The organism is Achromobacter sp. ACM05 (assembly GCF_019218915.1).
Taxonomy (GTDB): Bacteria; Pseudomonadota; Gammaproteobacteria; order Burkholderiales; family Burkholderiaceae_B; genus Achromobacter; species Achromobacter animicus.
In genome coordinates, this window is record NZ_JAHUWQ010000002.1 from 67,745 (window position 1) to 86,906 (window position 19,162).

Sequence of the window (19,162 nt, forward strand, 5' to 3'; positions counted from 1 at the left end):
CATGGGGACCAGTATGCTTGCCGAGCAACGCACCCTCACCAAGGCCGAGCTGGCCGAACTGCTCTTCGAGCGGGTCGGCCTGAACAAGCGCGAAGCCAAGGACATCGTCGATACGTTCTTCGAGGAAATCCGCGACGCCCTGGCGCGCGGTGATTCCGTCAAGCTCTCGGGTTTCGGCAACTTCCAGGTGCGCGACAAACCGCCGCGCCCTGGTCGCAACCCCAAGACCGGAGAAACCATTCCCATCGCGGCGCGGCGCGTGGTCACGTTCCACGCCAGCCAGAAACTCAAGAGCGTGGTGGAGCAGGCCGTTCCCGCAGCACCGGAGGCCGCGGAGTGATACGCTTTGTCGGTAATTGTTATCGGCGCCCCACGCATCGCGCGCATAAAATCCGCTTATGACACGTACTGAATCCACCGTTACCCTACCGCCCATTCCCGCCAAGCGTTACTTCACCATCGGCGAAGTCAGCGACCTGTGTGGCGTCAAGCCTCATGTCTTGCGGTACTGGGAACAGGAATTCACGCAGCTCAAGCCCGTGAAGCGCCGCGGCAACCGCCGCTACTATCAGCATCACGAAGTGCTGCTTATCCGCCGCATCCGTTCGTTGCTTTACGAACAAGGCTTCACGATCAGCGGCGCGCGCAATCGCTTGGGCGACGCGCGCGACGTGCCGCACGATCAGGACGCCGCCGTGCGCCTGTCGGGCACCGAGATGCAGTCGTTGCGCAATGAGCTCGGCAACGTGTCCGCGATGCTCGCCGAAGCATTGGGCGCCGCGGCCATTGCGCCCGCTGCCAGCAGCACGACGCACACGGCGCCTGCCGCCTGAGCCGCTGTCACCGCGGTTCATCGCTTGAAATCCAAAGCTTGATATCAGTTCCCGCAGCGCGCGATGGCCTTCATGGCCGCGCGCTCTGCACAACATAGTGCCTTGCGCTGTGTGGACGTCGGCTCATCACATGCAGTCTTGTGAAGGGCGCACGCAAAGCGCAAAAATTTTTTCGAGTATTCAGCACTTTTTTCGCACCAATGCGTGCAAACATTTTTTAGTTCTGCTATACTCTTTTTCTTTCGGGGCGTAGCGCAGCCTGGTAGCGCACTTGCATGGGGTGCAAGGGGTCGCGAGTTCGAATCCCGCCGTCCCGACCAGTAGTTCCAAGGCCGTCAGTGAGAAATCACTGACGGCCTTTCTCATTGTGGCGGAGACTCCCTTATTTGAGCCGCTTATGGTGTGAGCAACGTCAACGTCGGGTTGCTCGTGTCGGTGCTGCGATGCGGTTTGCAGAGCCAATCAGCTTGGTAAGCTCCGCCGTCGAGTGCAAGGGGATTGCCGTCGGGATCCTACGGCATTTTGCTGTCCGTCTCGGGCACGCCCGCCGCGCGCAGGCGACTAGCGAACGTGTGCTTTAAAACTGTGCGCCCCGCAGCTGGCAAATCCCGGGTGCGGCGCGGCGTCTAGATCCTTCTCCCCACTGCGCCGGACCGCTTTCTCGCGCTATACCAAGCCGTGTCATTCGTCCGGAGCACGGCCGCGTCCCGCTACGAAAAAAACAATTGAGGACGCCGTGCCCGTTGAAGCTACAAAGTGCGCGGGGCTCAGGCGAGAAAAAGCTCTGGGCGTGGCTTCAATCGAATCAATCTGCTAGAAAGGCCACAGGGTCCGCCGTGCTCGGTGAAAAATTTCCGTTCCGCTGTAGTTGCAACGAGTATTCCATGACCGTCGAATACTCCAAATTTCCAGCTTGAGTATTCCTAAAGTGACGGGGGGTGGGGTCGTAGGAGACGTGCATATCAACAAGAAATCGTCCGCACTTTGAACTAAAGCCGGTTCCTGTCGCGAACCAAGCGGTGTATACGCCGGAGGGGATACCTTGAAAAGTGTGTGCCTGACCGCGCCTGACAAACCCGCTAAACGCTGTGTGACCTTGCGCGTCCTTGAGCTTTACCAGCGCATCTCGGTTGTGATTAGCGACGATACGAAGTTCGTGATCTCCGTGCGCGCTTGGATGCATCAATACCGTTCCGGTGCTCAGGGGAGTTCCCTCTTCTTGGCACAGTTGCCGAAGCGTATCTGCATCTGATCCTGCCAGAATGTATGTGGCGTTGACATATCCAAATCCCGCCCGGTGGGAAACCGGAATCCAGCCATTACTTGCAGGACCTTCAAATGACACCGTATCGAGAAAGCGTAGTCGGGCGAGAACGTCGTGGTTAACGCCCGGGCCGGCACGAACGTTCAGCTCTACTGCGTTAACACGTCCCCTCGGCAATTGGCTTGTCATTGGGACAGAAGCAGGTGTTGATGGGAAGGTCGCAGGTTGCAACGCCACGGGGGCTGGAGTTCGATTGACGAATGGTGGGTTCGCCGCACTGGCAGTCGACCCATATCGACTGGCGCTTGGACTGGGAATGGATGAGTCCGTCGGTCCCGCGGATTTATGTGCGGTTTTCGTCTTAGACCCTTGCGTGTTCATCAACGCTAAAACTACTACCAGTATCAAAAGGACCCCACCCCAGGACCATCCGGACGACCGCGCGGATCGCGTTGTTGCTTGCGGCGGCGGTTGCGGGGAAGGGGCCTTCGATGGCGGATCGGGACGGGGCGCTGAGTCGCGAGGAGCAGCCCCCTGCCTGCGAGCATCCGCTTGATTGTCGACCCTTGCCTTAATTTCTTGCTGAGCAATCCATGCGTCATGAGACGCACGACGTACAGGGTCCGACAACTCCGCATACGCCTCATTTATAAGTCGCATGGCGTTTGCCGCGGCCGCAGACCCCCCGTGCTTATCCGGATGGTACTGCTGGGACAGGGCTTTATATGCCGCCCGAATCACGAAATCGGGAGCGTTGCGCGCAACCTTCAGGTTGTCGTAGTGGGTATGGATTGTTGGTCCCATTTCATTCGATAGTGACGGCAGGGCGGTCGTTTGTTCGCCGCAAAATAATAGCTACAAAAATCGTCTTTCGTTACATACAAACAAAATTTTTCTCAAACGCGGGTAAACCTCTGGGCTACTCACCCTTCGTGCCAGTAAGGATCCCTTGGCCGCGTCGTACCTCCGAGCACAGTGACGACTTAGTGGCCTAGGCGGAGGGCTGTCTTTAGAATCGTGCTGAAGGCACTTAGGCGGATCCCGAAGACTTTGGCGGTTTCGCGCATCTTGGCAGTTTCGGGTGGGGCTCGCGCCTAACCTGTTGCGCCAAACCACATCATAAGTGATCCGCACATCCGACCTTTTAGGACATCGACGATGACCCGAACTTCCCACGCGATCCGCCGGGATCTTCGCCCAGTTCAGGCTGCTCAAGGGCATTAGCGCCACCGCCTACGTGCGGCGCGGCTGTCCAAGGGCGCTGAGGCGCGGCTGAATACCTTGTCCTCCATAGTGCCATTAAGTTGCAGGGCGGCGCACCAGATACCGCCGGTGGAAAAGGCGCAACCGAGATCCTGGCCTGTCTGAATGGCGAGCACGATCATTTCAAGGCCTGGATTGCAGCCTACTGAGCCGAGCGCCTGGCTGCGGAATGGCAGGTGCGATTCGACAATGGCGTGGCCGATTGCTTTGCCAACGAAGGCGCGGCGCGTGCAGAAGCGGCGAAGTGGCCGGGCGCCAAGGCCGAAGCTGCGTCGCGCGAGCGCCTGTTCACTCCCGAAGATATCGCGGCTGGCAAACGGCTCGCCGCCGGCAAGATGGCCGACGGCCGCGACCGCGCGGCGGTTTACCGTGAGGCGCTGGCCGAGTTCAATGCCCTTCAGCGCTCAGGGCTGAACGTGGCGCAGGAGGCCGGCTTGGTCAATCCCACCGCCCGCCATCTGGGGGGGAGCGAGTTTTACGTCCCGTTCTACCGTGTTATGGAGGACGATGCCACCGGCACGATGGGGCCTGACCAAATCGGCGGCCTAGTCGCCAGCACGCCTACAAGCGGTTGAAGGGCGGCACCGACAAGCTGGGTGACTTGGTCGCCAACACGGTGTCGAACTGGTCCCACCTGCTTTCGGCCAGCATGAAGACCCTGGCCGCACAGGGCGCCCTGCAAGAGGCGGAAAAGCTTGGCATTGCCACGCGCGTGCGCCAGGCCGAGCGCGGGAGCGTGCGGGCCATGTTCAACGGCCAGGAGCGTCACTACCTCGTGGACGATCCCCTGGTGATGAACGCGCTCGGCGCTGCATTACGTGGGGTCCAGTGACCCATTCACCAAGGCGGCCCGCAAGTTCAAGCAGGCTCTGACGGTGGGCGTGACGATCAGTCCGACGTTCCGCGTTCGCAACCTGCTGCGCGACACCATCCAGGCCATGTCGATCGACATCAATCTGTCCGTCAACCCGCTGCGCAACTTGGCCGAAGGCTGGAAGGCGACGGGGGCCGAAAGCGACACCCGGCGCCGGCTGATGGCGGGCGGTGGTGCGGTCCGGTTCGGATCCTTCAATGACGGCAACGCCCGCAACGTGAAGCGCCTGGTGGACGAGCTGGGCGCCCACCCCGACGACGTCATCACGTCGCCCGTCGGTATGGGACGGGCGTTACGCAAGGCCTTCGACTGGTACCAGGAAACGGGCGACAGGGCGGAGACAATCAACCGCGCGGCCATCTACCAGCAGGCGCGCAAAGCCGGGCGCAGTCACCTGGAGGCCAGCTACGCCGCGCGGGACTTGATGGACTTTACCGCTGGCGGTACGTTCTCGGCGATCCGCCTGTTGTCCCAGGTAGTGCCGTTCTTCAACGCCCGTCTGCAAGGCGTGTACAAGCTGGGCCGCGGCGCGGCCGCTGACCCCGCGCGCTTTGCCGCCGTGACGGGCGCGGTCGCGATGGCGTCGGCGCTGCTCTACCTGGGCATGAAGGACGACGACGACTACAAACAGTTGCCGGACTGGGCACGCAACACGTTCTGGATCACCAAGCTGCCGGGCACCAATCAGTTCGTCTACATCCCCAAGCCGTTCGAAATCGGCGCCCTGGGCAGCGTGGTCGAGCGCGGCACCGAGCTGGCGTTTGGCGGCGATGACTTCCGCCTGGGCGACTTCGGCCGCACGGTGGGCGCCATCCTGACGGAGCAGCTATCCATGAACCCCGTGCCCCAACTGGTGAAGCCCGCCATGGAAGCGGCGTTCAACTACGACTCCTTCCGCGAGCGCGACATCGACAGCGTGGGCCAGCAGCGCCTGCCTGCCGGCGATCGCTTCATGGCATCGACTTCCGCCGGCGCGGTGGCGCTAGGCCAGGCGCTGGGTGTCTCGCCACAGCGGGTCGAGCACCTGGCGCGCGGGTACTTCGGCTGGCTGGGCACACAGGCGCTGAACGTCTCGGACTATCTGGCGCGGCCACTGTCGGGCTTGCCGGAGAACCCCCGCCGCGACCTTGGCCGCGTAGACAACTGGATCGTTGTGGGCGATTTCGTGAAGGAGGCTGACCCACGAAGCAGCAAATACATCCAGCGCTTCTACTATGAGCAGCGGGAAGTGAACCAGGTCTATGCGGCGTATTCGCAGGCCCGTGAGCTGGGCGGCCTGGAGCGCGCGCGCGAGCTGGCCGGCGATGACCGGCAACGCGTGCGCGCTCTGTTCAAGGCTGCGGATAGCCAACTGCGGGACGTGAACACCAGGATCAAAGCACTGGGGTGCGCCGACCTGCAGTCGGAGGAGAAGCGCGCTCAGCTGGATCTGCTGTACCGCGCGCGCAAGCGGCTGGCCATGCTGGCGGACGAGCGTGCGCGGGCCGCGCGCCCCTGATGGAACCCGCCATTTCTGAGCAACACCGCCCTTCGGGCGCGTTTTTTTGGGAGCAACTATGTCTGGATTTGCCTTGTCGGCGCGCAGTCTACAGCGCCTTGAGGGGGTATACGCCCAGCTTGTCGAAATCGTCAAACTGGCGATTCAACGAACGGCGGTGGATTTCACAGTGGTGGAAGGCCTGCGGACGTCCGAGGGCCAGCGCGATCTGGTGGCCGCAGGCAAAAGCCAAGCCGCGAACGGCCTGCGCCTTCGCCAGGCGGATGGCTAAGGCCATGCCGTCGATCTGGCGCCGCTTGTCGGTGGCGCCATTCCGTGGAACGAATGGGCCAGGTTCAAAGAGTTGGCCGACGTGGTAAAGGCCTGCGCCGCGGAGCTAGGCGTGCCGGTGGAGTGGGGCGGGGACTGGAGGACGCTCAAGGACGGACCGCATTTCCAACTGCCCCGCGGCTGGCAGGCAGCAGCATGATGGCCGCCGGTGGGAAGCTGGTAGGCATTCTGGTTGATTGGCGTGGCTACGCGGCCGCGGCGCTTGCTGGCGCGCTGGCAGCCGGCAGTGCGGCCTGGACCGCACAGGGCTGGCGCTATGGCGCGGACATTGCCACGATGCGCTCAGATGAGTCCGACCGCGTGTCGGAGGCGCAGCGCCAGGCGCGCGAGATCCTGCAGCGGCGCTACGCCGCGGTGGGCGTAATCAATGAACGAAACGCGATGGCCGAGTGGGCCGCATATGGAGGGCTGAGCAGTGCGCAATCGAAGATGACGGCCTGCGGGCTGATATTGATGCTGGGCGCCCAACGGCTGCGCGTCCACGCGACCAGCAGCCCCCCACCGGTGGTAGAGTGCCCGGAACCGGAATCGCCACCGGCGTGGATCATGGAACCCGCCCCGAACTTGATCCCACTGCTCGATCGGATTATTTCGCCTTACGAGCCGGTATCCGGAAGCTGACCGCGCAGCTACAGGCTTGCCAGGCGCGCCTTCTCCCGTCTGTGCCGAGACACTGACCGTGGTGTATAAGCCCAGTTGTTGCCGTCTAGGATATGGAGGAGTCATGGGTTGGCTGCGGAAGTTCACGGAAACCGCCCCAGTGCGAGATAGCAGGCGGGCAGCAGAGGGAGCGCTTCTTATCAGAGAGGCTAGTAGGAAAAAAGCCGTGATTGAGTTGCAACTCCTCGATATTGCGGCACAACGGGCGCGGTTGGAGCAGCGCGCCATTGACCGTCTAGGGAATGACAGTATCTTCCAACTGTACGGCGGTGTCTTGATCGACTACCAAGAGTTTGCGCAAAATGTTGATCGCGGGGGACGATCCGCGCAACGTGAAATTGCAAAGCTGCAGGCGCAAGCCAATGACGTTGCTGGGTATGTAGCGCTCAAAGAATTCGAGCTTGAGTTCGCCAAAGCGCTTGATGAGGTGCTGGTGCAGGCAAAAAGGCTGTTGGATAATATTGCCGCAGTCCAACTGCAAGCCTACGAATTTTTTTCGGGCTAACGGAGTAAACCCCAATGACTCTTGAGCGTAGCGAAGCGCCCAAAATCTAACGACACTTTGGGCACTTCGTTTCGATCGAAGTTTGTCGCCAGGGCTAAGGGAACGCGCTGGTGGCGACCCTTCGATCTATTTACCTACATGCTCGGCCCGGATAGCAGCCGAGTTGGAGAACTTGCGGGAACTGCAGGCCGCGCACGCATCGCGGGACTGATAGGCGGGCGTTCATACGATGATGTGCGGGCTGGCAACTCGTGAGCCAGGTGTGGTCACTCCGCGAAATAGCACCGCCTTCGGCCGTCCGCTCGAGCGGACACGGGGCGTGCGAAAACGCCCCTTCCCTGGAAAGGAAGGGGCGAGTTACGCGGCGTCTACTTCTTGGGCTTGGCGGGTGCCGGGCGACGAACCGTTTCAATCACGGTTGTCCTAGGGCGTTGCTCAGCCTTTTTCACCGGGATGAATTTGCCGGTTCCGGCATCTCGGCCAATGCGAACAGTTTTAGTAGCCATGACGGCTCCTTTCAGTGTGGATTGAGTGATTAAGCAAAGCGCTTGATCGCTTGGGGCGGGCCAGTCGAAGCCGAGCCCGCGCCTTCACGACAATGCGCCTATCGCGGCGCGGAGCGCCAGTGTTGGCATACGAGCTCAGGCTTGCCGAAGCGCACCCGGGTGTATGTCCGAACACGGACGAGGCGTGGACGGTTCAGAAAATGAGCCATCTTGCCCTCCTTGTAAGGAGTGCCTTACGTAACAACTCAGTCGTTGACCGCGCGATCTCGAAAGACCTACAATCCACAGGTTTCTCGTTCGAAACATCTGAGAGAGCGACCGAAGGCTTTGGTGCTCTTTTCCCCTGGGCTTCACGGCGTTGGCGCGCTGCGAGGCCCTTTCTATTTTGGCGACCGTCATAGTCGGTCCTGTAAATCCGCTTGCCGCAGGATGAAGTGCGAAAGAAGCGGTACGGCAAAAGCATATCGGCCATATCGATTCTTAAAAACAAGCCCCGCAGTCACAAGTGAGCCGAGCATTTGGTTTACGTGGCTGTTAGAAAATGATTTCATTCCAGCGGTTTTTGAAGCCTCGACAATTTCTTGGACCGAGAATTCCATTTCGGCGTTGGGTAAGTTCGCGATTACAGTCATCAGGTCTCGTTGCCGATCTGTAGCACGCGCCCATCGTCCCGAGAAAAAATCGTTGTCCAATTTGGCCACGATTGACGTAAATCGCTCATCGTCCAATGTCTCTCCGCGCAATACCAAGTCATAGCACTCACGACATATGAATTGGATGAAATACGGATAACCTCCGGAGACTTCGACAATTTTTTCGATCCCAGCCTGTGTGAATTGCATCGGAGAGTTAGCAATCGGCTTCGTAATAGCTGCTTCGGAATCGGCTGGCTCGAGTCGATCAAGGGTAATCACGTGGAACATACGTTCTGAGTATGTTCGAGCTTCTACAAGCTTGGGGAAAAGGGTCGGCAGGCCGGTTAGCAATAGCATGTACGGCACGCCTTTCCTTTGAATGGACTGAAACGTGTCCAACAACATCGAGAGAGGGTACTGCTCCTTTTGAGCATGGTCTGCAAGGTTCTGTGCCTCGTCGTAGGCGAAGACGATTCCGCGTCCCCCGGCTGCTTTTATAGCCTCCCAGGACAATTCAAGCACAGCTTTAAGCTTGTCGCCGATAAGGCCCGGGGTGTTTTGATAAACGCTCAGGAGATGTTGGTGGTCGAGTCGTCGTACGATGGTCGACGCGGGAGACACCAAGCTCGATGCTGGTCGTTGTTCGATAACCTGATATCCAGACGTGGCAACAGAAAGGTCGGCTAGTAGGCGGGTCACCATATTTTCTTCGGATACCGATGCGGATTCGGAGAGATCCGTGGAGACCCAGTGCCATCCCCTTTCCCGCGCGGGACGGCGCAGATCCTCCAGCAGGACCGTCTTACCCACACCGCGAAGCCCGGTGAGAACGACATTGCACAAGATCGTCGTTTGGTCGAAATAACGCTCCGCGTCTGCACGTTCATTCGCTCGGCCAGCAAGGAAAGGGGGTGAGTGCCCGGCGCCCGGCGTGTAGGGATTCACCATGCCCATATTTTCCTTCGGCACTTGAGGTGCACGCGAAGGGTACAAATCGGCGGCAGTGGGGCGCGTCATAAGAAAGGCCTGTAATGTGGATGGAGTGAATTTAGCCCAACGACTAATTCTAGTCAACAAGGTTATAAATTTAGTGTCTGGGCTAATAGTAGGATTTATGCAACAAACGGCTTCTTATTCGTTCCCTGCGCACCACTGCATCCACCAGCCCTGGTAATAGCGCCGCCCGTTAATCTCTTCGAAGCCGTACACCATCATTTCACGGTCGGAACAGAAGGTGAGCAGTTCCGGCTCCAGCAGGTCAGGTGTTGGCCCCTTCGCCGTCGCGCCGAACTTGGCGAGACCGTCCATTGTCATGACGCGCACCTGACGTCGCATGTCTTGGCGGGTGATGGAGTACATCCGCACGGTGCCGGTGACGGCTGGTGCGGGGTCATTGTCCCGGCGCTTTTGACCGAGGTAGTGGGTGCGTACGACCGAGCAAAGCATACTTCGGCGGGCGAAAAGCTGTATGTATGTACAGTATTTGAGGGGGCAGAATCGGGGGTAGGTCATCGGAGCTGCGACCAGCTTGTCGGAGGGGAAGGGTTCGAGGAAGTCGCGGCTTTGATCGGGGCTGGCGGTCAGCCAGTCGCCATACGCGCCCTCGGGAAGAATCACGACCATGCGTTTTTCTTTATTGGGCTGGTGGTAGTGGCGGAACAGCGGATCCTGGTCGGCGTTGATGGTGAGCATCGTGTAGCTCTCGTGCCACTGGCCGGCCGCGTCCCGGTAACGATCCCACAGCCCGGCTATCCCGAGCGGCGCGCCGTCGGCCCGCGTGAATCGCGTGGCCACAGCCTTGCCGGGTCGCTAGTTGGGTTCGAAGATGGCTTCGGCAGGAACAATGCAATGCTGCGCGCGGCGCCAAGCGTTGCGGAAGGTGAAGGCGCTGGCAACGCGGTCGTCGCGCGCGTTAAACGTGGAAAGCTCCTCCGCGACAGCCAGCGCGTCTGGTGGAACCAGATATCAGGCCCCAGCGGCCCGTCACAGCTCGATACCGGTCACGGCCTCGTCGCCGGAGTCATGCTCTGGCGGCCGGCGGACAAACACGCTCTGGTACCGTGGCCACATGTCGTACTTGCCGAGCACCCCTGGCCTGGTCACGCCGAATTTCTTCAGCAGCAACTCGGCGTCTTTGAGGGTTTGGTAGTGGGTGCACATGGAACACTCCAGAGGCAGTCGAGAGTGAGATCTCCGATGAACTCGAATTATGGGCGCGTCATTCTGGCTCGCAGAACTTTCGCGCCTTATGTTACATAGTGTATATGCTGCAAATCTGTGTCAACAGTGAAAGAGAGGATGATGGATTTTGCCGATACATTGATGGCCGCAGGCCAGCGGTTTGCCCCTGCGTGGACCGACTATCTTGCTTACGTAGATGCGGTCAAAAGCCTCATTACTGTAATTCCACATCAGGTCGTAACGACTGCGATTTGGGCGGGCTTGATTTTTTGGGCAGCCAAGAGGTATGAGGGGCCGATGACCCGCCTTATCGTTGCCCTTCATCATCGAATAATGACCGGGAGCGGTGTCAAGCTGGGGGTGTTGGAGATTACGCCAACTCCAGATAGCGTGGTTCAGATGCAAGCAGCTGCTGACGCGGCGACAGCTTCTTCAGTGCCCCCGCAAGAGGAGTCTGGGGTTGATGACACAGACGGCAGAACACAAGATAGTGACGAACCGGCCGCCAAACCGTCAGCGCAGGCCTCGCCGGAGGGACGTGCGGAGGCTACTGCGGCAGTTGCAGAGAATGATGCTCCTACACGAACGTATCGTAGTAACTGGATAAAAACGCGTCGTGGCAGGTTCGTTTTGGAGCAAGGCGGCGATATGCTTGCGCTCTACTACCACGCGGAGGACTTGGTCTTCCAGATGCTCCAAAATCAATATGGTGAAAAATTACAGCGTCACGTCACTCTCGGTGGTGTTTTCGCAGTCGACGCTGTAATTGGGGATCCCTGGCAATTGACCGTCGTAGATGTCCTTTTGGCCGGGCCAAGTTCGGGAGCGAATTTGCCTTTTAAGCTACAGAACATGTACGCAAATCTCCAGGTCCCGGAGCTCGCCCATTGGGGCATTACGGAAGTGCGGCAGATCGTCGTCTATACAGAAGATACCAATCAGGACGAACTCAAAAGACATGTGGCACGCGCCCACCGGAAATGGAGCTCATTCCAGACGAGTATTAACTTGGTAGTGCAGGTTTGTGCAATGGCCGATTTGGAGGCGCAATCTGGCGGTGAAGGGTAGCCCTGAGTGTCGCCCGCCCACCATTGTTTCTGCGGAAGATTTGCGGGACGTTGTTGACCATCACAGAGCGGTGTTGCGCATGGTTTTCAGCGAGCCAACCGCCTAAGTTGTTGAAATTCTTGGAATTTCTATAATTCTGCTTGCATGAGGTGCAAGGGGTCGCGAGTTCGAATCCCGCCATCTCGACCAAGAGTTCCAAGGCCGTTAGTGAGAAATCACTGACGGCCTTTCTCATTTGCGGGCTCAGGTTCCTGGTTCTAGCCAAATTCACAAGATGCCGTGGAGTACGCGCGTTTCGTGGCGCCCGCGCGTACCGTTCTAGCCCCCTCTTTGCATCCTATAAAAACAGCAATGCGCCAGCCGCAACGGCTGTGGGCCCCAACGCACCCAGCAATAACCCGCCAACGCTGATCGTCTCGTCCGAAAATCCGCGTTTCAGCAGCGCTACGCCCGCAGGGTTCGGTGCGTTCGCGATAACCGTCAAGCCGCCGCCCGCAACCGCGCCCGACACGAGCATGTACTTCGATTCGTCGGATATGCCCTCAATCAGCGAACCCAGGTAGGTCAACGCGGCATTGTCGGTGATCGCGGTGAGCGACAGAGATCCGAAAAACAACGCTAGCGGTTCCAGGCTCGAGATGATGGGTTGCAGCCACCAGCCCTGCATGCCTCCCAGGATGACCAGCCCAGCCAGGAAGAAACCAACGAGCAACGCTTCTTTGATGATCAGCGGATTCTGATGCCGTTCGTACGCCTGGGTGTAACCCAGGAACAGCAGAAAGAGGCCGATGAACGCGACAGGGTGGTGCGCCAGTGCCACGACCGCCGCCAGCACGGCCAGATGGACCAGAACAACCGAGAGCGGCACGGGAGGCCTTTCCGACCGGCCTACGCTTTCAGTCGGCAATTGCAGCAGATACTTGCGCATCATGAGTGTCGCAACGGTCGCGTTCACGATGACGGCAATCGCGGCTTTCCAGCCAAAGGTTGCCAGCATGAAAGCGGAATCCCATTGCCAGGTTGCAGCAACCATCAAGACGGGAGGGGCGGCATAGGCCGTCAAGGTTCCTCCGATCGAGATGTTGACGAACAGCACGCCAAGCGCGAAGTACTTGGGAACAGCCGGGATTACGGGCCGGAACAGTTGCGGCGCCAGCATCAGGGCAGCGATGGTCATGGCGGCCGGTTCCGTGATCAGCGATCCCATCAGCGGTACCGCGGCCAGGCCCAACCACGCCGTCGCAACGGAGGTATGAAAGGGCACCTTCCTGGCAATGAGGTTGACTGCGGCCATGACAGTCTGGAGTACCGGGCGGGACGCCGCCACTACCATGACGACAAATACAAACAGCGGTTCGGTGTAATTGCGAGACTCGGCGTACGCGAGCGCTTCTGCGCCGCCGGCGGCCATCGCCATGACGATAAGCAGCACAAATGCCCAGAAGCCGAAGACGATTTCGACTTCGCCCAGAAGATGGAACAAACCGGCGTGGCGAGGGTAGCGGTGCGATAGCCGCTCGAACTGCTTGACGGTGAAGGTGTGGATCAGCGCCAGCGCAAAAATGATGGCGGCTGCAATGTCGAGGGCGTGGGTGGTGCTGGTCTGCATGGACGTGGGGGTTCCGCGCGGCGGCCCGACCAGCGCTTTGACCTGCCAGCGCGAAGGAAGACGCCTGACACCCAGTCAGGCAGTGTATCAAACTGAAGGGACCGGACCGTGCAATTCGAGGGGGCGATATTGAACCTCACGGACCTCCAGTCCGACCGCCGCCGTACTCAATCAATTGAACACATCAATCAGCACATCCGCGACTACAGCCGTCGCAATGGCAACAAGTACAAGATCCGAGCCGGCGATTCGCCATTCGTACCCGGGATAGGCGGGGAGGCGAGCGAGCATTGGGCCGGGGACCATTTTTTTGGCGATACCTGGAGGCAGGGGCTTTCCGCGTGCGAGGTTTTTGCGGATGCCGGGCGGCAGTTGGCTGTAGCCCGACAGACCGTACTCATGTGCGTAGGTTCTGGCGGTTGAGACCGTGATGCCTGCAAAGCGCAGCGTGACGCTGGAACTATCGGAATTGCCGGTTTTGCCGTTTGATCCGCCGCCGCTACCGGAATAGCCTTTTCCAGCGCCGTTGCCGTTGTTATTGTTTTTTCCGCCGCCCTTGTTTTGGCCCTGCCCCTGACTCTGGCCTGGGTTGTCAGGTTTGCCTTTGCCCTCTGGCGGCGCGGCGAATGCGCCCGTGTTCAGAAAAATACAGGAAATGGCTGCAATAAATACCGGCTTGACCCTGAATGTCATGAATCGCTCCTACTCAGCCTGAGGCTGGCAGGCTGATTCTAGGGCGGGCAAACATTTTTGGGGTTTGCGGACCTGATCATTTGTAAGCGACTGCTTGCGCAGGGGGGCAGGGGCCGCAGCGGCGAGAGGGAGGGAGTGTGCGTAACCGCCCTCTGCTTGATCGAAAGACAATCACGCCGCTGCGGTGTCAGTTCCGTAGCAAACCGCGTTCCCGACGACGGCGGACGCAATGTCCGCGACCACATCTTTAATCGAATGATTGCTGTATCAGCCGGCGGCGTTGCAGTTCAGCGAGGCGGGCTTCAGTTTCTTCGCGCCAGCCTGCTTCCCAGGAGGCCAGTCTGGCGCGCCATATCGGTAGCGATTCGCCCGTATGGCCTGGCATGTTGGTTTCTTTCATGAGGGGGCAAGCGGAAAGCGGCACGCCATATCGGGCGGCTTCCTGGCCGGCTTTGTGGACGGGGTCATCCATTTTGCGCCTCCTGCAGGGAAAGATCCTAAGCCGAAAGATGAGCGCGATCAGGATTCGTGTCCAGAAAAGTTACGCGAAGAAATAGCGGGATGGATCAGGCATGCGGCAACGTCCCCGCGTCGCCAATGCAAAGCGCCCCGTTTCCCGGGGCGCCTTTCCACTTCATCAAATGACCAGCAGCGACATGGCGCGCGGCACAAAACGTGTCCGGATGCCGGGTGGGGCCTGGCCGCCGCCGGTGGCTTCCATCCATCCGGCTTCCCAGGCCTCGACCTTGCCGCGCCATTGCGAAATCGCTTCGCCGGTGTGACCCGGCATGGCGGCAGCACGGTAATACGGGCAGTCCCACAAGCTCAATCCGTCGCGGGCCGCTTGAGCGCCCAGCTTTTGGATGTCTTCGCGTTGCATGGCAATACTCTCCAAAAGTAGATGCACGGGACGCAAAGTATTCCGCAGGCATCTGCGATTTTCAATAGTCTGCGCGCATCAACCGAGGCGGTGCGGGTGTCATGCGGACCGCGCGCGTGATCGTCCCGGACACCCCGCGCCTTGTCTGTTATGTGCGCAATTTCTCGGCTCTGTGCCTTTCGCGACCGCCTTGCGGCACGCACAATTTCTGCTTCCCGCCGGCTTCAGGCGGATCTTGAGGATGCTTGGATGCGCTACCGCTATGTCACCGCCGATGTGTTCACCGGCCACGCCTATCAAGGCAATCCGCTGGCTGTTGTATTGGACGCGCAGGGGCTGGACACGCGCCAGATGCAGTTGATTGCGCGCGAGTTCAATTATTCGGAAACCAGCTTCGTGATGCCGCCGCAAGACCGCGCCCACACGGCGCGTGTGCGCATCTTCACGCCGGACCGCGAGGTGCCGTTTGCCGGTCACCCGAATGTCGGCACGGCCGTCGTGATGGCGCGCGAGCAGATCGCGGCAGGGCTGTCTGCGCCGCAAGCCTTCGTATTTGAAGAAGAAGCCGGCCTGGTGCGGATTGCGTTGGCGTACGGCGAAGACGGGCTGCAGGGCGCGGAGCTGCGCGCGCCGCAGCCGTTGTCGTGCGGCCGCGAGGCGGCGCTGGATGCGGTGGCAAGCGCGCTGCGGCTGGATGTTGCGGACATTGACGTGTCGACGCACGCACCGATGGTGGCGTCGGTGGGCCTGCCGTTTCTGGTGGTGCAGCTTGCCAATCGCGACGCGTTGCGGCGCGCGGTGCCGGACTTGGGCGGTTACGCGGCCCTGATGCCGCAGCTTGGCGCAAAGTCCATCTATGTCTACACCACCGACACGGCGGGCGAGGCGATGGACGCGCCCACCGATATCCAGGCGCGCATGCTCACCGGCCGGATGACCGAAGATCCCGCCACGGGTAGCGCGACAGCCGCGGTCACGGCGCTGCGGGCATCGCTGGCGGGCAAGGGCGTTCTGCGGTTACGGGTAGGGCAGGGCGTGGACATGGGGCGCGCAAGCTTGCTGCTGGCGCATGCCGAACCGCGCGAGGACGGCGTATGGGCCAGCGTGGCGGGGCAGGCCGTCGTGGTGATGGAAGGCACGCTGCCTGCACCCGCGGCGGGCTGACGGCGATGCGCGTTGCTGGCGGAGGACGGCCTCGTGTATGCTGCTGCGCATGAACACTTCGCATATCGCTGCCGCAATGCGCGCAGATTTCCGACGAATCACTCGACGTCTACGTTGAGTGGCCAGCCGTGTTCGGGCGCCGATTCTCCGGCGCTTATTTCAGAAGGCCACGATACCCTCGTGGCTTTTTTGTTTGCCGTATTTCCCCCGCCGAGGCGTGTCGCAAGGCCTTCATTCTTTCATCACAAGGAATGAAGCATGTCTCATCAAGACCTCGCCATCCGGCCTTTTCATCCGACCGACGAGACGGCGCTTATCGCGCTGTGGCACGCCTGCGGGCTGACGCGTCCGTGGAACGATCCGCGCAAGGACATCGCGCGCAAGTTGACGGTGCAGTCCGATCTGTTTCTGGTGGGCGTGCTGGACGGCGAGATCGTGGCGACGCTGATGGGCGGCTACGACGGTCACCGCGGCTGGATCAACTATCTGGCCGTGTCGCCCGAGCATCGGCGGCGTCAGTTCGCCACGGCGCTGATGCGGGCTGTGGAGCGCAAGCTGCTGGGGTTGGGGTGTCCGAAAATCAATCTGCTGATCCGTTCGGACAACATCGCGGTAAAGCGCTTCTACGACAGCCTGGGGTTTCAGGAGGACGCGGTGATCAGCATGGGCAAGCGCCTGATTCCGGATCTTTGAAGATGGCGGGTACGAAATACCCGCCTCGAATCATCGGTTTTAAATCGCCTGCGTCAAATACACGGCTTCACGTCCGACGATCGGCATGCGCGTGGGCATGAAGATCGTGCACGCATCGCACGGGGAGCGGATTTCTTCCGTGCCGTTCATGGCAATCAGCTCGCCCTTGTCGAAGGTCTCGAAGCCGATCACGGGTCGCGTGAAGGTGAAGTCTTCGGACTTCACCATGTGGACCTCCAGCAGGCGATAGCGTTGCGGCGTGGGCGGGGGCGGCGTGCCGGCCGGGGTGTCGATGAGACCCAGATGCGCCAGAAAGCGCAGGGTGACGTCGGTGGCGAGGTCGGCGGCGGAGCGGGCGAAATGCTGGCCGCATTCGACGACAAGCGCGCCGCCACTGTTCGACAGCGGGTCACCGTGATGGCCGTAGCCCATGACACCGGTTCCCGGAAACTTGTCTTGCGGCATGACCAGATGGACCTGCGGTGATCCGACAGCCGCGGCCAGCGCGGTGTTGCGGTCCATCTCGTTGTAGACCCAGAACGGTTGCACGGGCGCGCGCGTGGAATGGATGTCCAGCACGAAGTCGGCGGCATCCAGGATGGGGCGCATTTCGCGGGCACGGCGCAGTTCGGGGCTGTCTTCCGCGCCGTCGAGCATGGCGGCGGACCAGATGCGATTCAGGTTGTGGACGAGCTGGCGGTTGTCGTAAGGCCGGTCGATGTCGAAGGCCTCGTAGGCCTCGACGTGGGCAAAGCTGACCGTCAGTGTGCCGATCTTCGGGCGTACGCCGGTGTCCAGCAGATGGGTGGCGGCCACCATGCCACAGATCTCGTTGCCGTGCGTGATGGCGTTGATGAGCACGTGCGGCCCAGGCTTGCCGGATTCAAAGCGGTGCACATAGGGAATGCCGGTGTTGCCCTCGCGGTAGGCAGAGAGGTCACGCGGCAGGACTTCCAGCGGAGCGGTATCAGGTTCGAAGGCAGGTGTGGTCATGAGAGTTGGTTGAAGGTGGATGTTGAAGACAAGGCGGGAAAACAGCGTTTTTGATCGCATTTTTGCGATCTTCAAGATGCCTCAGCACTAGGAGGATTAGTACGTTTTTACCCCTAAAAAAGTTCGCTTTCCAAGCCTTTTTCTTTGGGGCATATTGCGGCCGGGCAGTCGGAATTCATAGGTGCAGCATGAGTGGGTGGCCACAGCGTCATATCAATGGTTTTCAAGTGCAGTGCGAAGTCGTGGACTTGAATACCGGCGTGTTGGCTATTGAAATACTTGTGAGCCGCAACGGCAACGAGACCGTTGCGCGGCGCTGGTCACTGCCCCGCTTCGTGACCTTCAACGACCCCGTCAGTGCACGGCGCCATGCCGAACTGGTGCTCTCCGGCATCCTGTCCGTGGACGAGTACACCGGTGAACCTCGCTACGGAATTCTCTAGCGCTCGCTAGTGTTTTGTTTCGTTTATCACATTCGTCTGACTTGTCGGATCTGGAATGCCCGGTACAGTTGTCCCTGTATGACAACAAAAGGAGAGCTCCATGTTCGACACTTTTCCTGTTCTGCGCCGCACCGGCATGGCGATCGCGATTGGCGCCGCCGGTCTCGTTTTTGCGGGTTGCACGACGACCACGCCCAGCAAGTCGCCGGCCGCCTCGACGTCCGAGCAGCGGCAGTCGATGAACAGCGCGGCCAACGCGACCCTCGCCAAGCTTTATGAAGCCGCTCCCCAGTCCAAGGATCTGGTGGCGCGCGCCAAGGGCGTGCTGGTGTTTCCGGACGTGCTGAGCGGCAGCTTCATCGTGGGCGCCGAACATGGCAAGGGAGTGCTGCGCGTGGGCGGGCAGAATGCGGGCTACTACAGCACGACCGCGGGCTCTATCGGCTTCCAGGCCGGCGCGCAATCGAAGGCGATGATCCTGCTGTTCATGACGGATGACGCCTTGAACAAGTTCCGCAACAGCAGCGGCTGGACCGTTGGCGCGGACGCCACGGTGGCGGTGGTCAACATCGGCGCCAATGGCCGCATCGACACCAATACGGCTCAGCAGCCGGTGGTGGGCTTCGTGATGAACAACGGTGGCCTGATGGCGGGCGTGTCGCTCGCGGGCACGAAGATCTCGAAGCTCGATCGCTGATCGGGCAAGCGCCCAGTCAAAACGCCGCGGATTCTTCCGCGGCGTTTTGTTTTATGCGGGGCAGGGTGGACCCGCCCCGCGAGGTGTGCCGGCCGTTCAGCCGATCACGTTGTCGCTGTTGTTGCGCAGGGCTGCTTCGCGCTCGATCTCGGCTTGCTCGATGTGCGGATCCAGCCCGCGCCAGCGCAGGATGTGGCCGCGCTCTTCTTCGGGCTCCCAGCCCAACATGCCATAGCGCGTGATTTCGGTTTCGCCGCTGGCGAACTCCACTTCAAAGTAACCCTGACGATCGGGTAGCGAATTGCCGGGGAACCATTCGGTTTCAGGCATGGTTTGCTCCTTGCTAAGCGATGGGAGGGATGCTGACGCCGAT

General features: G+C 60.4%; 23 protein-coding genes, 1 tRNA gene and 1 pseudogene. 14 read left to right on the plus strand and 11 right to left on the minus strand.

What is annotated here, in order from left to right:
- Window position 1 precedes the first annotated feature (1 nt).
- From KW836_RS11170 to KW836_RS11180, 3 genes are all read left to right on the plus strand, one after another.
- Window positions 2–340, plus strand: coding sequence for an integration host factor subunit alpha (locus KW836_RS11170; protein WP_082579019.1), 339 nt, complete (start codon window positions 2–4; stop codon window positions 338–340).
- 58 nt (window positions 341–398) lie between these two features.
- Window positions 399–833 carry a MerR family transcriptional regulator gene (locus tag KW836_RS11175; protein ID WP_218343345.1) on the plus strand — a complete coding sequence of 145 codons (435 nt, stop codon included), beginning with the start codon at window positions 399–401 and terminating at the stop codon, window positions 831–833.
- A 243-nt stretch (window positions 834–1,076) separates the two neighbouring features.
- Window positions 1,077–1,153 (plus strand) — tRNA-Pro (locus KW836_RS11180).
- Between the two features lie 485 nt (window positions 1,154–1,638).
- Here the strand turns inward: KW836_RS11180 and KW836_RS11185 are convergent.
- Complete coding sequence (locus KW836_RS11185) at window positions 1,639–2,901, minus strand: J domain-containing protein (protein ID WP_218343346.1); 1,263 nt, start codon at window positions 2,899–2,901, stop codon at window positions 1,639–1,641.
- 635 nt (window positions 2,902–3,536) lie between these two features.
- Between KW836_RS11185 and KW836_RS11190 the strand changes: the two genes are divergently transcribed.
- From KW836_RS11190 to KW836_RS28135, 3 genes are read left to right on the plus strand one after another with little or no spacing between them, the layout of a single operon-like run.
- Window positions 3,537–3,935, plus strand: coding sequence for a hypothetical protein (locus KW836_RS11190; RefSeq protein WP_218343347.1), 399 nt, complete (start codon window positions 3,537–3,539; stop codon window positions 3,933–3,935).
- Window positions 3,936–3,961: 26 nt separating this feature from the next.
- A complete protein-coding gene (locus tag KW836_RS11195; protein ID WP_218343348.1) occupies window positions 3,962–4,192 on the plus strand; it encodes a hypothetical protein in 231 nt (76 codons plus the stop codon).
- A complete protein-coding gene (locus KW836_RS28135; RefSeq protein WP_218343349.1) occupies window positions 4,179–5,732 on the plus strand; it encodes an LPD38 domain-containing protein in 1,554 nt (517 codons plus the stop codon). The genes KW836_RS11195 and KW836_RS28135 overlap by 14 nt, the downstream gene beginning before the upstream one ends.
- 88 nt (window positions 5,733–5,820) lie before the next feature.
- On the opposite strand, the gene KW836_RS27865 is transcribed toward KW836_RS28135, so the two are convergent.
- Window positions 5,821–6,009: a hypothetical protein gene (locus KW836_RS27865; protein ID WP_255595387.1), complete on the minus strand. Its 189-nt coding sequence runs from the start codon at window positions 6,007–6,009 to the stop codon at window positions 5,821–5,823.
- A 33-nt stretch (window positions 6,010–6,042) separates the two neighbouring features.
- Here KW836_RS27865 and KW836_RS27870 point away from each other — a divergent pair, with 33 nt between their 5' ends.
- From KW836_RS27870 to KW836_RS11215, 3 genes are all read left to right on the plus strand, one after another.
- Window positions 6,043–6,201, plus strand: a complete 159-nt coding sequence (locus KW836_RS27870; protein ID WP_370633041.1) for a M15 family metallopeptidase — start codon at window positions 6,043–6,045, stop codon at window positions 6,199–6,201.
- The gene (locus tag KW836_RS27875; RefSeq protein ID WP_255595388.1) at window positions 6,198–6,683 is read left to right on the plus strand and encodes an Rz1 family lipoprotein; all 486 of its coding nucleotides are present in this window, start codon (window positions 6,198–6,200) and stop codon (window positions 6,681–6,683) included. Before KW836_RS27870 ends, KW836_RS27875 begins: the two co-directional genes overlap by 4 nt.
- Window positions 6,684–6,888: 205 nt before the next feature.
- Window positions 6,889–7,227: a hypothetical protein gene (locus KW836_RS11215; RefSeq protein WP_218343351.1), complete on the plus strand. Its 339-nt coding sequence runs from the start codon at window positions 6,889–6,891 to the stop codon at window positions 7,225–7,227.
- Window positions 7,228–8,128: 901 nt separating this feature from the next.
- Here KW836_RS11215 and KW836_RS11220 read toward each other — a convergent pair.
- From KW836_RS11220 to KW836_RS27885, 3 genes and pseudogenes are all read right to left on the minus strand, one after another.
- Window positions 8,129–9,385 (minus strand): ATP-binding protein, encoded by a 1,257-nt coding sequence (locus tag KW836_RS11220; protein WP_218343352.1) that lies wholly within the window; start codon window positions 9,383–9,385, stop codon window positions 8,129–8,131.
- A gap of 114 nt (window positions 9,386–9,499) precedes the next feature.
- A pseudogene (locus KW836_RS27880) lies at window positions 9,500–10,330 on the minus strand (SOS response-associated peptidase).
- Window positions 10,331–10,351: 21 nt separating this feature from the next.
- A complete protein-coding gene (locus KW836_RS27885; protein WP_255595390.1) occupies window positions 10,352–10,528 on the minus strand; it encodes a hypothetical protein in 177 nt (58 codons plus the stop codon).
- A 141-nt stretch (window positions 10,529–10,669) separates the two neighbouring features.
- Between KW836_RS27885 and KW836_RS11235 the strand changes: the two genes are divergently transcribed.
- Window positions 10,670–11,617, plus strand: coding sequence for a hypothetical protein (locus KW836_RS11235; RefSeq protein ID WP_218343353.1), 948 nt, complete (start codon window positions 10,670–10,672; stop codon window positions 11,615–11,617).
- Between the two features lie 337 nt (window positions 11,618–11,954).
- On the opposite strand, the gene KW836_RS11240 is transcribed toward KW836_RS11235, so the two are convergent.
- From KW836_RS11240 to KW836_RS11255, 4 genes are all read right to left on the minus strand, one after another.
- Window positions 11,955–13,226, minus strand: coding sequence for a putative Na+/H+ antiporter (locus KW836_RS11240; protein WP_218343354.1), 1,272 nt, complete (start codon window positions 13,224–13,226; stop codon window positions 11,955–11,957).
- A gap of 171 nt (window positions 13,227–13,397) precedes the next feature.
- Window positions 13,398–13,919, minus strand: coding sequence for an anti-virulence regulator CigR family protein (locus KW836_RS11245; RefSeq protein ID WP_218343355.1), 522 nt, complete (start codon window positions 13,917–13,919; stop codon window positions 13,398–13,400).
- A 247-nt stretch (window positions 13,920–14,166) separates the two neighbouring features.
- Window positions 14,167–14,391 (minus strand): CrpP-related protein, encoded by a 225-nt coding sequence (locus tag KW836_RS11250; protein ID WP_175124027.1) that lies wholly within the window; start codon window positions 14,389–14,391, stop codon window positions 14,167–14,169.
- 165 nt (window positions 14,392–14,556) lie between these two features.
- On the minus strand, window positions 14,557–14,799 hold the full coding sequence (locus KW836_RS11255) for a CrpP-related protein (RefSeq protein ID WP_218343356.1): 243 nt from the start codon (window positions 14,797–14,799) through the stop codon (window positions 14,557–14,559).
- Between the two features lie 249 nt (window positions 14,800–15,048).
- On the opposite strand from KW836_RS11255, the gene KW836_RS11260 reads away from it, so the two are divergent.
- Together KW836_RS11260 and KW836_RS11265 are read left to right on the plus strand one after the other, a co-directional pair.
- The gene (locus KW836_RS11260; RefSeq protein ID WP_218343357.1) at window positions 15,049–15,963 is read left to right on the plus strand and encodes a PhzF family phenazine biosynthesis protein; all 915 of its coding nucleotides are present in this window, start codon (window positions 15,049–15,051) and stop codon (window positions 15,961–15,963) included.
- 258 nt (window positions 15,964–16,221) lie between these two features.
- Window positions 16,222–16,656: a GNAT family acetyltransferase gene (locus KW836_RS11265; RefSeq protein WP_218343358.1), complete on the plus strand. Its 435-nt coding sequence runs from the start codon at window positions 16,222–16,224 to the stop codon at window positions 16,654–16,656.
- Window positions 16,657–16,695: 39 nt separating this feature from the next.
- Here the strand turns inward: KW836_RS11265 and KW836_RS11270 are convergent, their stop codons facing one another.
- Window positions 16,696–17,649, minus strand: a complete 954-nt coding sequence (locus KW836_RS11270; protein ID WP_175138537.1) for a succinylglutamate desuccinylase/aspartoacylase family protein — start codon at window positions 17,647–17,649, stop codon at window positions 16,696–16,698.
- Between the two features lie 242 nt (window positions 17,650–17,891).
- On the opposite strand from KW836_RS11270, the gene KW836_RS11275 reads away from it, so the two are divergent.
- Together KW836_RS11275 and KW836_RS11280 are read left to right on the plus strand one after the other, a co-directional pair.
- Window positions 17,892–18,092 carry a hypothetical protein gene (locus tag KW836_RS11275; protein WP_224776782.1) on the plus strand — a complete coding sequence of 67 codons (201 nt, stop codon included), beginning with the start codon at window positions 17,892–17,894 and terminating at the stop codon, window positions 18,090–18,092.
- 100 nt (window positions 18,093–18,192) lie between these two features.
- The gene (locus tag KW836_RS11280; protein ID WP_175124033.1) at window positions 18,193–18,789 is read left to right on the plus strand and encodes a YSC84-related protein; all 597 of its coding nucleotides are present in this window, start codon (window positions 18,193–18,195) and stop codon (window positions 18,787–18,789) included.
- 96 nt (window positions 18,790–18,885) lie between these two features.
- On the opposite strand, the gene KW836_RS11285 is transcribed toward KW836_RS11280, so the two are convergent.
- On the minus strand, window positions 18,886–19,119 hold the full coding sequence (locus tag KW836_RS11285) for a hypothetical protein (protein WP_175124034.1): 234 nt from the start codon (window positions 19,117–19,119) through the stop codon (window positions 18,886–18,888).
- Window positions 19,120–19,162 lie beyond the last annotated feature (43 nt).

Excerpts from the sequence above, each read along its gene's own strand:
- KW836_RS11185 (WP_218343346.1), bottom strand. The coding sequence starts at position 2,901 with ATGGGACCAACAATCCATACCCACTACGACAACCTGAAGGTTGCGCGC.
- KW836_RS11245 (WP_218343355.1), bottom strand. The coding sequence starts at position 13,919 with ATGACATTCAGGGTCAAGCCGGTATTTATTGCAGCCATTTCCTGTATT.
- KW836_RS11260 (WP_218343357.1), top strand. The coding sequence starts at position 15,049 with ATGCGCTACCGCTATGTCACCGCCGATGTGTTCACCGGCCACGCCTAT.
- KW836_RS11280 (WP_175124033.1), top strand. The coding sequence starts at position 18,193 with ATGTTCGACACTTTTCCTGTTCTGCGCCGCACCGGCATGGCGATCGCG.
- KW836_RS11235 (WP_218343353.1), top strand. The coding sequence starts at position 10,670 with ATGGATTTTGCCGATACATTGATGGCCGCAGGCCAGCGGTTTGCCCCT.
- KW836_RS27865 (WP_255595387.1), bottom strand. The coding sequence starts at position 6,009 with ATGGCCTTAGCCATCCGCCTGGCGAAGGCGCAGGCCGTTCGCGGCTTG.
- KW836_RS11220 (WP_218343352.1), bottom strand. The coding sequence starts at position 9,385 with ATGACGCGCCCCACTGCCGCCGATTTGTACCCTTCGCGTGCACCTCAA.
- KW836_RS11240 (WP_218343354.1), bottom strand. The coding sequence starts at position 13,226 with ATGCAGACCAGCACCACCCACGCCCTCGACATTGCAGCCGCCATCATT.
- KW836_RS11250 (WP_175124027.1), bottom strand. The coding sequence starts at position 14,391 with ATGGATGACCCCGTCCACAAAGCCGGCCAGGAAGCCGCCCGATATGGC.
- KW836_RS11255 (WP_218343356.1), bottom strand. The coding sequence starts at position 14,799 with ATGCAACGCGAAGACATCCAAAAGCTGGGCGCTCAAGCGGCCCGCGAC.
- KW836_RS11170 (WP_082579019.1), top strand. The coding sequence starts at position 2 with ATGGGGACCAGTATGCTTGCCGAGCAACGCACCCTCACCAAGGCCGAG.
- KW836_RS11175 (WP_218343345.1), top strand. The coding sequence starts at position 399 with ATGACACGTACTGAATCCACCGTTACCCTACCGCCCATTCCCGCCAAG.
- KW836_RS11270 (WP_175138537.1), bottom strand. The coding sequence starts at position 17,649 with ATGACCACACCTGCCTTCGAACCTGATACCGCTCCGCTGGAAGTCCTG.
- KW836_RS11265 (WP_218343358.1), top strand. The coding sequence starts at position 16,222 with ATGTCTCATCAAGACCTCGCCATCCGGCCTTTTCATCCGACCGACGAG.
- KW836_RS11285 (WP_175124034.1), bottom strand. The coding sequence starts at position 19,119 with ATGCCTGAAACCGAATGGTTCCCCGGCAATTCGCTACCCGATCGTCAG.
- KW836_RS27875 (WP_255595388.1), top strand. The coding sequence starts at position 6,198 with ATGATGGCCGCCGGTGGGAAGCTGGTAGGCATTCTGGTTGATTGGCGT.
- KW836_RS27885 (WP_255595390.1), bottom strand. The coding sequence starts at position 10,528 with ATGTGCACCCACTACCAAACCCTCAAAGACGCCGAGTTGCTGCTGAAG.